Here is a 12,740-nt window from a genome sequence, read left to right on the forward strand (position 1 = left end):
CAGGCTGGCTCCCACAGTTTGATCTCCATGGATAGGGAGATTTGCGGCAAACCCCGATTTCACATCGACCTCAATAAACATAAGAAGAGGCATTCCCCATGCAACCGCAAACCCTCACCGGGCAGGCGTCGTTGGTGACGCCCAGTCGCAAGCGTTTTTTCATCATGGTGCTGCTGTTTATCACCGTGGTGATCAACTACCTGGACCGCAGCAACCTGTCTATCGCCGCCCCGGCGCTGACCAGCGAACTGGGCATCGATCCGATTCACGTCGGGCTGATTTTCTCGGCATTCGGCTGGACCTACGCCGCCATGCAAATCCCCGGCGGCTGGCTGGTGGATCGGGTTCCACCGCGGATTCTTTACAGCGTCGCGCTGCTGCTATGGTCGATCGCCACGGTCATGCTCGGCTTCGCCGCCAGCTTCATCGCACTGTTTGTGTTGCGCATGGCAGTCGGTGCACTGGAAGCGCCGGCGTACCCAATCAACAGCCGTGTGGTCACCACCTGGTTCCCCGAGCGCGAACGCGCCACGGCCATTGGTTTCTATACCTCAGGGCAATTCGTCGGCCTGGCGTTCCTGACGCCGGTAATGGCCTGGCTGCAGCATCAATATGGCTGGCACATGGTGTTTGTCAGCACCGGTGCGGTGGGCATTCTCTGGGCGGTCATCTGGTACGCGGTGTATCGCGAGCCACGGGATTTCAAAGGCACCAATGACGCCGAAATCGAGCTGATCCGCGAGGGCGGCGGGCTGGTGGATATCCAGGCTGAACAAGCCAAAGTCAAAGCCAAATTCAGCTGGACCGACCTCGGCATCGTGCTGACCAAGCGCAAGTTGTGGGGCATTTATCTCGGCCAGTTCTGCCTCAACTCGACGTTGTGGTTTTTTCTGACGTGGTTCCCGACCTACCTGGTGAAATATCGCGGCATGGACTTCATCAAGTCCGGCCTGTTGGCGTCGCTGCCGTTTCTCGCCGCCTTCGTCGGTGTGCTCTGTTCGGGGTTCTTTTCCGACTGGCTGATCCGCCGCGGCTACACCGTGGGTTTCGCCCGCAAGTTGCCGATCATTGGCGGCCTGCTGATTTCCACTTCGATCATCGGCGCCAACTTCGTCGAGTCGACACCGCTGGTGATTGCCTTCCTCGCGTTGGCGTTCTTCGGTAACGGGCTGGCGTCGATCACCTGGTCGCTGGTTTCAACGTTGGCCCCGGCGCGATTGCTCGGGTTGACCGGTGGGGTGTTCAACTTCATCGGCAACCTGTCGGCGATTACCACGCCGATCGTCATCGGTTTCCTCGCCACTGGTGATTCGTTCGCTCCCGCGATCACCTATATCTCGGTTCTGGCGTTGATTGGCGCGCTTTCCTACATCTTGCTGGTCGGCAAAGTCGAGCGTATCAAGTTGTAGTGGCGGCATTCGGGCGACCATAATGCCGCCCGTTCACTCGCTCAACGGTAAAGGCTGGATATGCAGGAAGACGCCCCAAAAATCGCCAAGGACGCCGCACCGACCGGCACCCAGACACTGCTTCGTGGACTGGGTGTGGTTCAGGCCGTGGCAAGTGGCGCCCGTGATCTCAAGGAGATCGCCCGGTTGATCGGCACGACGCGCAGCACCACTCATCGTCTGGCCAGTTGCCTGGTGGACGAGCGTTACCTGCGCGTGGTGCCGCAAGTCGGTTATCTGTTGGGGCCGAAGCTGATCGAGCTGGGTTTCCAGGCGCGGGAAGAATTGCCGCTGGTCACATTGGCCGGGCCGTATCTGGATGAGTTGTCGGCATTGACCGGCGACACCATTCACCTGGCGATTCGTGAAGGTGACGAAGTGCTGTACCTGCACAAAAATCCGGGGCGCAATGGCCCGGAAATGCGTTCGCGGGTCGGCCATCGCATGCCGTTGGCGCGCACCGGGATCGGCAAGGCGTTGATGCTCGATGACACGCAGGAAGAATGGCAGCGGCTGTACGAAGTCAGCTTGCCGGCGGGTGGGAAAAATCAGTTCTGGCCGCAGCACCCGGAGCAGTCCTGGGAGCAGTTTCAGCAGCGCATGGTCGAGTATGTGGCGGGCGGTTATGCGTTCGATCTGGAAGATAACGAACCGTCGATCCGCTGTGTGGCGGCGCCGATCCGTGATGCCAGCAAGCGCATCGTTGCCGGCATCAGCATCGCCAGCACCGTGCCGTATATGCCGCTGGAGAAAATGGCCGAGCTGATTCCCCTGATCAAAGGGGTCACAGCCCGGCTGTCGGCGGAGCTTGGCGCTAAGGTTTAGACCTTCAGCGTGGCCATGTCGATGACGAAGCGATACTTCACATCACCGGCGATCATTCGGGCATAAGCCTCGTTGATTTGGCGGATGTCGAGCATTTCAATGTCGCAGGTGATGTTGTGCTCGGCGCAGAAATCCAGCACTTCCTGGGTTTCGGCGATGCCGCCGATCAGCGAGCCGGCCAGCACGCGACGGCCCAATACCAGTTTGGCGGCGTGGACCGGTGGATCGACCGGTTCGATCAGGCCCACAAGAATGTGCACGCCGTCGAAACGTAGCGTATCGAGGTAGGGGTTGAGGTCGTGCTGCACCGGAATGGTGTCCAGCAGGAAGTCGAAATGTCCTGCGGCGGCCTTCATCTGTTCGGCATCGGTGGACACGATCACGTGGTCCGCACCTTGGCGACGACCTTCTTCAGCCTTGCTCGCCGAGCGGGTGAACAGCGTCACTTCCGCGCCCATGGCTTTGGCGAACTTGATGCCCATGTTGCCGAGGCCGCCCATGCCGAGAATTCCGACCTTGTCGCCCGCCTTCACGCCGTAGTGCTTGAGCGGCGAATAGGTGGTGATGCCGGCACACAGGATCGGCGCGGCGCTGGCCGGGTCGAGTTTCTCGGGGATGCGTACCACGAAGTGTTCGCTGACCACGATGCTGTCGGAATAGCCGCCCATGGTGTTGCTGCCATCGACACGGTCCGGGGTGGCGTAAGTCATGGTCGGACCTTCGAGGCAGTATTGCTCGAGGTTGGACTGACAGGCTTCGCAGCTGTGGCAGGAATCGACCATGCAGCCGACGCCGACCAGATCGCCGATTTTGTGTTTCGTGACGTTCGCACCAATGGCGGTAACTTTGCCTACGATCTCGTTGCCGGGCATCAGCGGATAAACAGCAATACCCCACTCGTTGCGTGCCTGATGGATGTCGGAATGGCAGACGCCGCAGTAGAGAATATCGATCGCAACGTCGTCGGGCCGTGGGCTGCGACGTTCGAATTTCACGGGGGCGAGGGGAGTGGTGGCCGACTGGGCGGCGTATCCGATGGCGGTGTACATGATGAACCTCGCAAAAGTTGTAACGGGTGAGGTGGCGCATTCTGGGCGCCGCACTGGCCACCGGCCATGGCGATTCCTCCGGGTGTCATGCCTAATCCTCCGGCATCAGCCTTCAATGGGTCGCATTGGCCATCAGACCTGCGATGATGCTTGCATCCCTGTTTCCGCGACTTTTTTGTGAAGAGCCCCCATGTTGTTGACCCGTCATCTCGATGCCAATGCCACGCTGGTTTCGCTGATTCAGCCTTTGACTAATCGCGATGGTTTCGCGCCCACGGCGTTGCCGGGTGTGCAGGTTTTGCGGGCCAGTTGTGATGTGGCTCGCGGTCCGCAGATTTACGAGCCGAGTCTGGTCATCATCGCCCAAGGCAGCAAGTTGGCGTATCTGGGGCCGCGTACGCTGGAGTACGGCGCCGGGCATTATTTGATTCAGGCATTGCCGGTGCCGTTCGAATGCGAGACGTTTTCAGCCCCCGATGGCCCGATGCTGGGCGTTTCGATTGCCATTGATCGGGTGTTGCTCGGTGAGTTGGTGTTGGCCATGGGGCTGGTGCCGGGGCGCGGTATTCCTGCGCAGACACCCGAGTCGATGACCTCGGCAGTGCTCGACGATGGGATGCGTGGTTGCGTGGAGCGGCTGTTGCGTTGCCTGCACGATCCGCTGGAATGCCAGATCATGGGGCCGGCGCGGTTGAGGGAATTGTTGTTCGTTGCTTTGCGTGGTCCGCAAGCTGATGTGTTGCGTGCGTTGGTGGAACAGCAGGGGCAGTTCGCCCGGATCGCAGCCTCGCTCAGTCATTTGCACGCGCATTACACCGAACCGCTGAACGTCGAGACGCTGGCCAGTTGCGCGAACATGAGTGCGTCGACCTTCCATGAGCATTTCAAACGCAGCACGTTGTTGTCGCCGGTGCAGTATTTGAAGCGTTTGCGCTTGCTCAAGGCGCAGACGTTGCTGCTGGCCGAAGGTTTGGGTGTGGCGCAGGTGGCGCATCGGGTCGGGTATCAAAGTACGTCGCAGTTCAGTCGCGAGTACAAGCGCTATTTCGAGCGTAATCCCGGCGACGAACGCGCTGCCTGACAGACAACAAAAAGGCCCCCGTTCGGGAGCCTCGATGTTCAGGCGTTCGACTTACATGTTCGGGTAAGTCGGGCCGCCAGAGCCTTCCGGCGCCACCCAGGTGATGTTCTGTGCAGGGTCCTTGATGTCGCAGGTCTTGCAGTGAACGCAGTTCTGGGCGTTGATCTGGAAGCGCTTCTCGCCATCTTCCTTGGTCACCACTTCGTACACGCCAGCCGGGCAGTAACGCTGGGCAGGCTCATCGTAGAGTGGCAGGTTCTTGACGATCGGGATGCTCGGATCGGTCAGCTTCAGGTGGCACGGCTGCTCTTCTTCATGGTTGGTACCCGAGATGAACACCGAGCTGAGTTTGTCGAAGCTGATTTTGCCGTCCGGTTTCGGGTAGTCGATCTTCTTGCAGTCGGCCGCGAGCTTGAGGCATGCGTAATCCGGCTTGGTGTCGTGCAGGGTGAACGGCAGTTTGCCGCCGAGGATATTCTGGTCGAACCAGTTGAAACCCGCACCGATGATCGGACCGAACTTGTGCATTGCTGGACCGAAGTTACGGGTGGCGAACAGTTCTTCGTACAGCCAACTGCTCTTGAAGTTGTCGACGTAGTTGGTCAGCTCGTCTCCGCCTTCGGAGTCGGCGAACAGGCGATCAGCCACCGCGTCGGCCGCGAGCATGCCGGACTTCATCGCAGTGTGGCTGCCCTTGATCTTGGCCACGTTCATAGTGCCCAGGTCGCAACCGATCAGCGCGCCGCCCTTGAATACCATCTTCGGCAACGAGTTGATGCCACCTTTGGCCAAAGCGCGGGCGCCGTAGCTGATGCGCTTGCCACCTTCCAGATATTGCTTGAGCACAGGGTGGTGCTTGAGGCGCTGGAATTCATCGAATGGTGACAGGAAAGTGTTGCTGTAGGAGAGATCGACGATCAGGCCGACAACCACCTGGTTGTTTTCCAGATGATAGAGGAACGAGCCACCGGTGTTCTCGTTGCTCATGATGTCCAACGGCCAGCCGGCGGTGTGCACCACCAGACCTGGCTGATGTTTGGCCGGGTCGATTTCCCAGATTTCTTTCAGGCCGATGCCGTAGTGCTGGGCGTCGGCGTCGCTGGCCAGGTTGAAGCGCTGGATCAGTTGCTTGCCGATGTGCCCGCGGCAACCTTCGGCGAACAGCGTGTACTTGCCACGCAGTTCCATGCCTGGGGTGTACAGGCCTTCTTTCGGCTGACCTTCGCGGTCAACGCCCAGATCACCGGTGATAATCCCGCGAACCACGCCGTTCTCGTCGAATAGCGCTTCCTGAGCGGCGAAGCCGGGGTAGATTTCCACACCCAGGTTTTCGGCCTGTTGGGCAAGCCAGCGGCACAGGTTGCCCAGGGAGATGATGTAGTTGCCTTCGTTGTGCATGGTCTTGGGCACAAAGAAGTCAGGCACCTTGGTGGCGGTTTCTGCGCTTCGCAGCACATAGATGTCATCGCGCACGACCGGCGTATTCAGCGGCGCGCCGAGTTCTTTCCAGTCAGGGAACAATTCGTTCAGGGCCCGTGGTTCGAACACGGCGCCGGACAGGATGTGAGCACCGACTTCGGAGCCTTTTTCGACCACGCAGACGCTGATTTCCTTACCGGCTTCGGCGGCCTTCTGCTTCAATCGGCAGGCGGCGGAAAGACCAGCGGGGCCGGCACCGACGATGACCACGTCGAATTCCATGTATTCGCGTTCCACAGGTTATCTCCTACTCAAGGCTCAACAGTTTTTTTTCTAATTGGAGGTTTGGTGTCGCATCCATGAATTCCTGCGCAATGCAGGAAGAGGACAATCGATGAGCCACCTTTCTCTCTAAGGTGGCGCATTATATCTACACCACTCCTAGCGTCCAATACAAACGTTTGTTTGAATCGGCTCAAAGCCAGAGAAATCAAAGTCACGCGGCTTATGACTGGCCATTTTGCCGTATTGACCGGAATAGGTGTTCCGGTCAAGATACGGTCGGTTTTGCGCTCGCCGTAGGCTGACTGTTGGTTTCAAGAGCACCTCTAAAAACAGGGCGATGGCAGTACCAGGTGATGCGTAGCGCAGGTTCTGGCGCGCAGTTTACACGCCGCGATAATGAATGACTCGTCAGTCACCACTGACGAACGGTCATCTTCATCGTGAGCGCTTGTCACTTGACACCTTTACCAGCGTTTTTAGAGGTGCCCTTGCGCCGATGAGCATCAAACCGCCAGGTTCGCCTAGGCGACTTCCTTTTCACCGGAGAGTAACGAGGAATCCATGAAGGTTCTTGTAGCTGTCAAACGCGTTGTGGATTACAACGTCAAGGTTCGCGTCAAGGCGGACAATTCCGGCGTTGACCTCGCCAACGTCAAGATGTCGATGAACCCGTTCTGCGAAATCGCAGTGGAAGAAGCCGTACGCCTGAAAGAGAAAGGTGTTGCGACTGAAATCGTCGTCGTCTCCATCGGCCCGTCCACCGCTCAAGAGCAACTGCGCACCGCGCTGGCTCTGGGTGCCGACCGTGCCATCCTCGTCGAATCCGCTGAAGACCTGACTTCGCTGGCCGTTGCCAAGCTGCTCAAGGCTGTTGTCGACAAGGAACAGCCTCAGCTGGTGATCCTTGGCAAACAAGCCATCGACAGTGACAACAACCAGACTGGCCAGATGCTCGCGGCATTGAGCGGCTACGGTCAGGGCACGTTCGCGTCCAAAGTCGAAATCAGCGGCGACACCGTTGCCGTGACTCGCGAAGTTGACGGCGGCGCGCAGACGGTTTCCCTGAAACTGCCGGCCATCGTCACCACCGACCTGCGTTTGAACGAGCCGCGCTATGCGTCCCTGCCAAACATCATGAAAGCCAAGAAGAAGCCTCTCGAAGTGCTGACTCCGGACGCTTTGGGCGTTTCCACCGCCTCCACCAACAAGACCGTGAAAGTCGAAGCGCCAGCTGCACGCAGCGCGGGTATCAAGGTCAAGTCGGTGGCTGAACTGGTCGAGAAACTGAAAAACGAAGCGAAGGTAATCTAAATGACTATCTTGGTTATTGCTGAACACGACAACAAAGTGCTGGCCCCGGCCACGCTGAACACTGTGGCTGCCGCCGTCAAAATCGGTGGTGACATCCACGTTCTGGTAGCAGGTCAGGGCGCTGGCGCCGTGGCTGAAGCTGCTGCGAAAATCGCTGGCGTGGCTAAAGTGCTGGTGGCCGATAACGCCGCCTACACTCACCAACTGCCGGAAAACGTTGCTCCTCTGGTTGCCGAGTTGGGCAAGGGCTACAGCCACATTCTGGCTGCCGCCACTTCCAACGGCAAAAACATCCTGCCGCGCGTTGCCGCTCAGCTGGACGTTGACCAGATCTCCGAGATCATCTCGGTCGAAAGCGCTGACACTTTCAAGCGCCCGATCTACGCCGGTAACGCCATCGCAACCGTTCAATCGAACGCTGCAGTCAAAGTCATCACCGTTCGTGCTACCGGTTTCGACCCGGTGGCGGCTGAAGGTGGTTCGGCGGCTGTTGAAGCTGTTGCAGCTGCTCACGATGCGGGTATTTCCAGCTTCGTCGGCGAAGAACTGGCCAAGTCCGATCGTCCGGAACTGACCGCTGCCAAGATCGTCGTCTCCGGCGGCCGCGGCATGCAGAACGGCGACAACTTCAAACACCTGTACGCCCTGGCTGACAAGCTGGGCGCTGCCGTCGGTGCTTCCCGCGCCGCGGTCGACGCAGGTTTCGTACCCAACGACATGCAGGTCGGTCAGACCGGCAAGATCGTTGCTCCACAGCTGTACATCGCGGTCGGTATCTCCGGCGCGATCCAGCACCTGGCCGGCATGAAAGACTCCAAAGTGATCGTTGCGATCAACAAGGACGAAGAAGCGCCGATCTTCCAGGTGGCCGATTACGGCCTGGTGGCGGACCTGTTCGAAGCAATCCCCGAGTTCGAGAAGCTGGTCTAATCCAGCAGCCTGACTTATAAAGAGCCCGACCTTTTGGTCGGGCTTTTTTTTGTTCCGGATTTGAGTGGGAGAGTGTCGCCATGGATCTGCGCCGCGTTTACGGCTGGTCTTTGCTAATGGGGCTGACGGTGTTACCGGCGTTGTCCGTCGCCGCGGGCAAGTGCGAGCGCCTGGTGGTGACCGGCAGCCCGGACGCGCCGCCGTACCTGTGGCAAGACCCGCAAAACCCCAAGCACCTGATCGGCGCCAGTGCTGACCTGTTGCAGCAAGTGGCGGGGGAGCTGGGGATCAAGATCGAACTGCTTTACGCAGGCAAACGCTCCCAGGCCCTGGACGAAGTGCGCAGTGGGCGAATGGACATGCTGGCAGATGCGTCATTGACGGTCAGTGAGCTGGACACTCTGGATTACATTCATCCTCCGTTACTCGAAAACGATTACCTGGTCTGGACCCGCAAAGACTCTACGCTGGTCTACAACGCAGCGCAGGACCTTCACGGTCATCCCGGCGCATTGTCGGAAAAGTCTCGAGTGACTGCGGCATTCGGCACGTTCGCCGAGCAGCAATTGACCCTCGCCCGTACGCCTAACCTGACCCAGGCCTTTCAGAAATTGCTGCTGGGCGAGGTGGAGTTTGTCCTCGCGGGAGGCTACTCGGGCATGGCCGCCGCGCAGACGCTGAGCATGGCCAACGACCTGATCGCCCGTCCACAACCGATCGACAAACCGGGCCTGTTCCTCGCGGTTTCCCACAACTCCGCCTGCAACGATCCGTGGTTGCGCGGACAGCTGGCCAAAAAGATGACAGAATTGCCCGCGTCCGGACTGACGGAAGCCGTGCTGCAACGCAATATCGAGCGCTGGAAGGCGCAACTCTTACAGCCGCAGCAACAACCTGTCAGTACCCCAAAACAGTAAGGATTTTTAGTGAGTATTCGACCTCTTTTCGCTGCCCTGGCCGTTCTGGCTCTGGCGGGTTGTGCAGCCGATCCGGCGCCGAATGAACAAATGCGCCTGACCGAGCAGGCACTCGAACAGGCCAAGGCTGTTGGCGCGACCGCCGTCGACGTGCCGGAAATGAAACTGGCCGAAGACAAGTTCAACCGCGCCAAGGGCAACATGAACGACCAATCCTTCAAGAACGCGCGCATGCGGGCCGAACAGGCCGAGCTGGACGCGCGTCTGGCCGAAGCCCGGGTTCTGACCCTCAAGAGCGAGGAGCAGTTGAACGTGCTCAACACCCGCATCACTCGCCTGCGCAAGCAACTGGGAGATGCCCAATGAGCCTCAAGACCAAAGCCCTGGGCGGTTTGATCCTGGCGGGCTGCGCCAGCCTCTATGGTTGTGCCGGTCAACACAGTGGGGCCGCGTTGCAGCAGGCCAGTACTGACTTCCAGAAGGTCAAGGAAGACTCCAGCGTGCTGCGTATCGCGCCCAAGGACGTGATACGCGCTGGTGAATCGCTGGCCCGTGCCGATCGTCTGTCCAGCTACTGGGGCAGTGGCACAGACGTGCAGCATTACGCTTACCTGAGTGAGCGCTATAGCGAAATCGCGCGCGAACACACCAATCAGGTGCTCAACGAAGAACGTGCGGCGAAGCTCGAACTGGACCGTCAGCGCCTGCAACTGGCTCTGCGCGAATCCAAACTGCTCAGCGTGCAGCAGCAGGGCAAGTGGCTCGAAGAACAGATTGTCGCGCTGGCGACCACCCAGACCGACCGTGGCCTGGTGATGACCTTGGGCGACGTGCTGTTCGACACCGGCGAAGCGGAGTTGAAAAACTCGGCGAACCGCGTGGTGTTGAAGATCGTGCAGTTCCTGCAGCTCAACCCCAAGCGCGTTGTGCGCATCGAAGGCTACGCCGACAGTACCGGCGGCAAGCAGGAAAACCTCAAGCTGTCCCGTGACCGTGCGCAATCGGTGGCAGACGTGCTGATGGATTTGGGCATCGACGATAAACGTATTCAGGTCGAAGGCTACGGTGATGAATATCCGGTCGACGTGAACGCCTCCGAACGGGGACGTGCGCAGAACCGTCGGGTAGAAATTGTGTTCTCTGACGAAAAAGGCCAGCTCGGCGCTGCCCGCTAAGGGATGCGTCACTGGAAAACCCGGCCTGCCAGACAGCGCCGGGTTTTTTTACGCCTGGTGATCAACTCACAAAACAGTACAGTTTTTGCTGACACTGCACTGTACGGTCGACTATTGTGGCAACTGTCCCAGTACACTTCTAAACTGTTCCGGTATTGTTTCACACAAGAATAAAATGCCCGTGAAATCGAGTGCTGCGTCATGACCAATCTCTTGCTCTACCAACGTATTGCTCAACAGCTGGCCGAAGACATCCGTCGTGGCGTCTATCAACCGGGGGAGCGTGTGCCTTCTGTGCGCAAGATGAGCTCGCAGCTCAACGTCAGCCATGCGACGGTGTTGCAGGCTTACGCCAACCTTGAGGATCAGGGGCTGATCCGCGCTCGGCCGCAGTCCGGTTATTACGTGCACCAGACCCCGGCACTGACCGCGCCGACACCGGACATCGCCCGGGTCGAGCGTCCAGGTCTAGTCACTCGCAGCAGCATTATCCAACAAGTCCTGGTCGAATCCCGCCGCGAGGGTGTGTTTCCCTTGGGCGCGGCGGTACCGAGCGTTGATTATCTGCCGGTGCGGGCGCTGCATCAGCAACTGGCCAAAGTCACCCGTTTCCATAGCCCGCGGGCGTTCAGCTACATGTTCAGCCCGGGGTTCGAACCGTTGCGCCGACAAGTGGCGATCCGCATGCGCGATGCCGGCGTGGTGGTCGATCCGTCGGAAGTGGTAATTACCCACGGCTGCGTTGATGCCTTGCAGATGTCCCTGCGAGTGCTGACCCGCCCAGGCGACCTGATCGCCGCCGAATCGCCGACCTACTACGGTTTGCTGCAACTGGCTGACCTGCTGGGCCTCAAGGTCATCGAGATCCCGAGCGATCCGGCCACCGGTATGAGCCTTGAAGCTTTGCAGCTGGCGGCCAACCAGTGGTCGATCAAGGCGCTGGTGCTGACCACTCGTCTGAGCAATCCATTGGGCGGCACCATGCCCGAAGAGCGGCAAAAGCAACTGCTGCGCCTGGCCTCGGATTTCGATATCCAGATTGTCGAAGACGATATCTACGGCGAACTGATGTTCGAGCAGGGTCGCACCAAATCACTCAAAGCCTACGATCGGCTGGATCGGGTGATCTATTGCTCAAGCTTCTCCAAAACCCTGTCGCCGGGCGTACGGATCGGCTGGATGATTGCCGGCAAGTACCAGCAGGAAATCCAGCGTTTGCAGACCTTCAGCACCCATTCGGCCTGCAGCGTCACGCAGATGGGCATTGCGGCCTATCTGGAGAACGGTGGTTACGACCGGCATTTGCGCTACATCCGTCAGGAGTACCGCAAGAACCTCAGCGCTTTCCAGTTGGCGGTGCAGCAATACTTCCCGGAAGGCACGCAGATGACCCGGCCGACCGGCGGCTTCATTCTGTGGGTCAGCCTGCCGGGGCGGGTCAACACGCAGGAGCTGCACGTTCGCGCGTTGCAGCAGGGCATCAGCATCGCGCCAGGGCTGATTTTCAGTAACACCGAGCAGTTCAACCACTGCATTCGGCTGAACTGCGGTACACCCTGGAACCGTGAAGCCGAACGTGCATTGATGACCCTGGGCATGCTCGCCACTCAGCTCTGTCAGGAGATGGTCGGCGGCTTTTGAGGGGGCGGGCAGGTTGTTCCTGTCCGTGCTTGTCTTGTTGCGTGCAACAGGCGAGCATATGGCCTCCTGCCGTTTGCGCTGTTGGGTCCATGAAATCGATTTTCCCCGCCGTTTGGCTATCGCTCTGCCTGCTAATGACCTTCCAGGCGGAAACCGTCATGGCCGCTTCCGTTCAGGAAAAACCGACAGCCAGCGCCACGTCGAAAAAGCCGGCTCCCGCTAAAAAAGCCACGCCGGTCAAAAAGAAAGCGGCCGCGGTGAAAAAGCGACCGCCGATTGCCTCCAAATCCAAGCCCGCGAGTGAGGTCGTGAAAACCAAGCTTCCTTCGCCCAACCTGGATTTGAGTTTGCCCCAAGGCATGGCCGAAGAACTGAAACCGATCGGTACGGTACCGTTGCCCAGACACGATGCGGTGTTGCCGCAAATGTTCGGTGACAAGGCTGGCGGCTCTCCGTTTCAGCTCAACGGAAGGCTGATCAATAACGAAATGCAGTTGCAACGGCGGAACGAAGATCGCCGTGAAGTCGAAGGCGCAGCCCTGGAGTTCGAGTTCAAACGATAATTCCTTACCGTTCGAGACCCGCTGGCCAGGCGCTTTGTCGGAGACTGATCAGTCACGCTCGTTTAAGCGAAAAAACCCGGGTCCAGGCAATTTTAA

General features: G+C 59.1%; 12 protein-coding genes. 10 read left to right on the forward strand and 2 right to left on the reverse strand.

Annotated features, from left to right (window positions below):
• Positions 1-98: 98 nt before the first annotated feature.
• Together MO767_RS15810 and MO767_RS15815 are read left to right on the forward strand one after the other, a co-directional pair.
• Complete coding sequence (locus MO767_RS15810; RefSeq protein ID WP_282481267.1) at positions 99-1,409, forward strand: MFS transporter; 1,311 nt, start codon at positions 99-101, stop codon at positions 1,407-1,409.
• Positions 1,410-1,469: 60 nt separating this feature from the next.
• Positions 1,470-2,273 carry an IclR family transcriptional regulator gene (locus tag MO767_RS15815; RefSeq protein WP_008152270.1) on the forward strand — a complete coding sequence of 268 codons (804 nt, stop codon included), beginning with the start codon at positions 1,470-1,472 and terminating at the stop codon, positions 2,271-2,273.
• Here the strand turns inward: MO767_RS15815 and MO767_RS15820 are convergent.
• Positions 2,270-3,322 (reverse strand): NAD(P)-dependent alcohol dehydrogenase, encoded by a 1,053-nt coding sequence (locus MO767_RS15820; protein ID WP_282481268.1) that lies wholly within the window; start codon positions 3,320-3,322, stop codon positions 2,270-2,272. The two genes, MO767_RS15815 and MO767_RS15820, sit on opposite strands and share 4 nt — an antisense overlap.
• 190 nt (positions 3,323-3,512) lie before the next feature.
• Here MO767_RS15820 and MO767_RS15825 point away from each other — a divergent pair, with 190 nt between their 5' ends.
• Positions 3,513-4,403, forward strand: a complete 891-nt coding sequence (locus tag MO767_RS15825; protein ID WP_282481269.1) for an AraC family transcriptional regulator — start codon at positions 3,513-3,515, stop codon at positions 4,401-4,403.
• A 51-nt stretch (positions 4,404-4,454) separates the two neighbouring features.
• Here MO767_RS15825 and MO767_RS15830 read toward each other — a convergent pair whose 3' ends face one another.
• Positions 4,455-6,119 carry an electron transfer flavoprotein-ubiquinone oxidoreductase gene (locus MO767_RS15830; RefSeq protein WP_282481270.1) on the reverse strand — a complete coding sequence of 555 codons (1,665 nt, stop codon included), beginning with the start codon at positions 6,117-6,119 and terminating at the stop codon, positions 4,455-4,457.
• A gap of 549 nt (positions 6,120-6,668) precedes the next feature.
• On the opposite strand from MO767_RS15830, the gene MO767_RS15835 reads away from it, so the two are divergent.
• From MO767_RS15835 to MO767_RS15865, 7 genes are all read left to right on the forward strand, one after another.
• Positions 6,669-7,418, forward strand: a complete 750-nt coding sequence (locus tag MO767_RS15835; protein ID WP_056745417.1) for an electron transfer flavoprotein subunit beta/FixA family protein — start codon at positions 6,669-6,671, stop codon at positions 7,416-7,418.
• A complete protein-coding gene (locus MO767_RS15840) occupies positions 7,419-8,348 on the forward strand; it encodes an FAD-binding protein (RefSeq protein ID WP_123364825.1) in 930 nt (309 codons plus the stop codon).
• A gap of 80 nt (positions 8,349-8,428) precedes the next feature.
• Positions 8,429-9,265 carry a transporter substrate-binding domain-containing protein gene (locus MO767_RS15845; protein ID WP_282481271.1) on the forward strand — a complete coding sequence of 279 codons (837 nt, stop codon included), beginning with the start codon at positions 8,429-8,431 and terminating at the stop codon, positions 9,263-9,265.
• A 9-nt stretch (positions 9,266-9,274) separates the two neighbouring features.
• Positions 9,275-9,631, forward strand: coding sequence for a DUF4398 domain-containing protein (locus MO767_RS15850; protein ID WP_282481272.1), 357 nt, complete (start codon positions 9,275-9,277; stop codon positions 9,629-9,631).
• Positions 9,628-10,440 carry an OmpA family protein gene (locus tag MO767_RS15855; protein ID WP_282481273.1) on the forward strand — a complete coding sequence of 271 codons (813 nt, stop codon included), beginning with the start codon at positions 9,628-9,630 and terminating at the stop codon, positions 10,438-10,440. The genes MO767_RS15850 and MO767_RS15855 overlap by 4 nt, the downstream gene beginning before the upstream one ends.
• 201 nt (positions 10,441-10,641) lie before the next feature.
• Positions 10,642-12,081, forward strand: a complete 1,440-nt coding sequence (locus MO767_RS15860) for a PLP-dependent aminotransferase family protein (RefSeq protein ID WP_008146981.1) — start codon at positions 10,642-10,644, stop codon at positions 12,079-12,081.
• Between the two features lie 89 nt (positions 12,082-12,170).
• Complete coding sequence (locus MO767_RS15865) at positions 12,171-12,644, forward strand: translation initiation factor 2 (protein WP_282481274.1); 474 nt, start codon at positions 12,171-12,173, stop codon at positions 12,642-12,644.
• Positions 12,645-12,740 lie beyond the last annotated feature (96 nt).

Origin of the sequence: Pseudomonas sp. UYIF39 (assembly GCF_029963765.1) — a bacterium.
In the GTDB taxonomy this organism is placed as follows: domain Bacteria; phylum Pseudomonadota; class Gammaproteobacteria; order Pseudomonadales; family Pseudomonadaceae; genus Aquipseudomonas.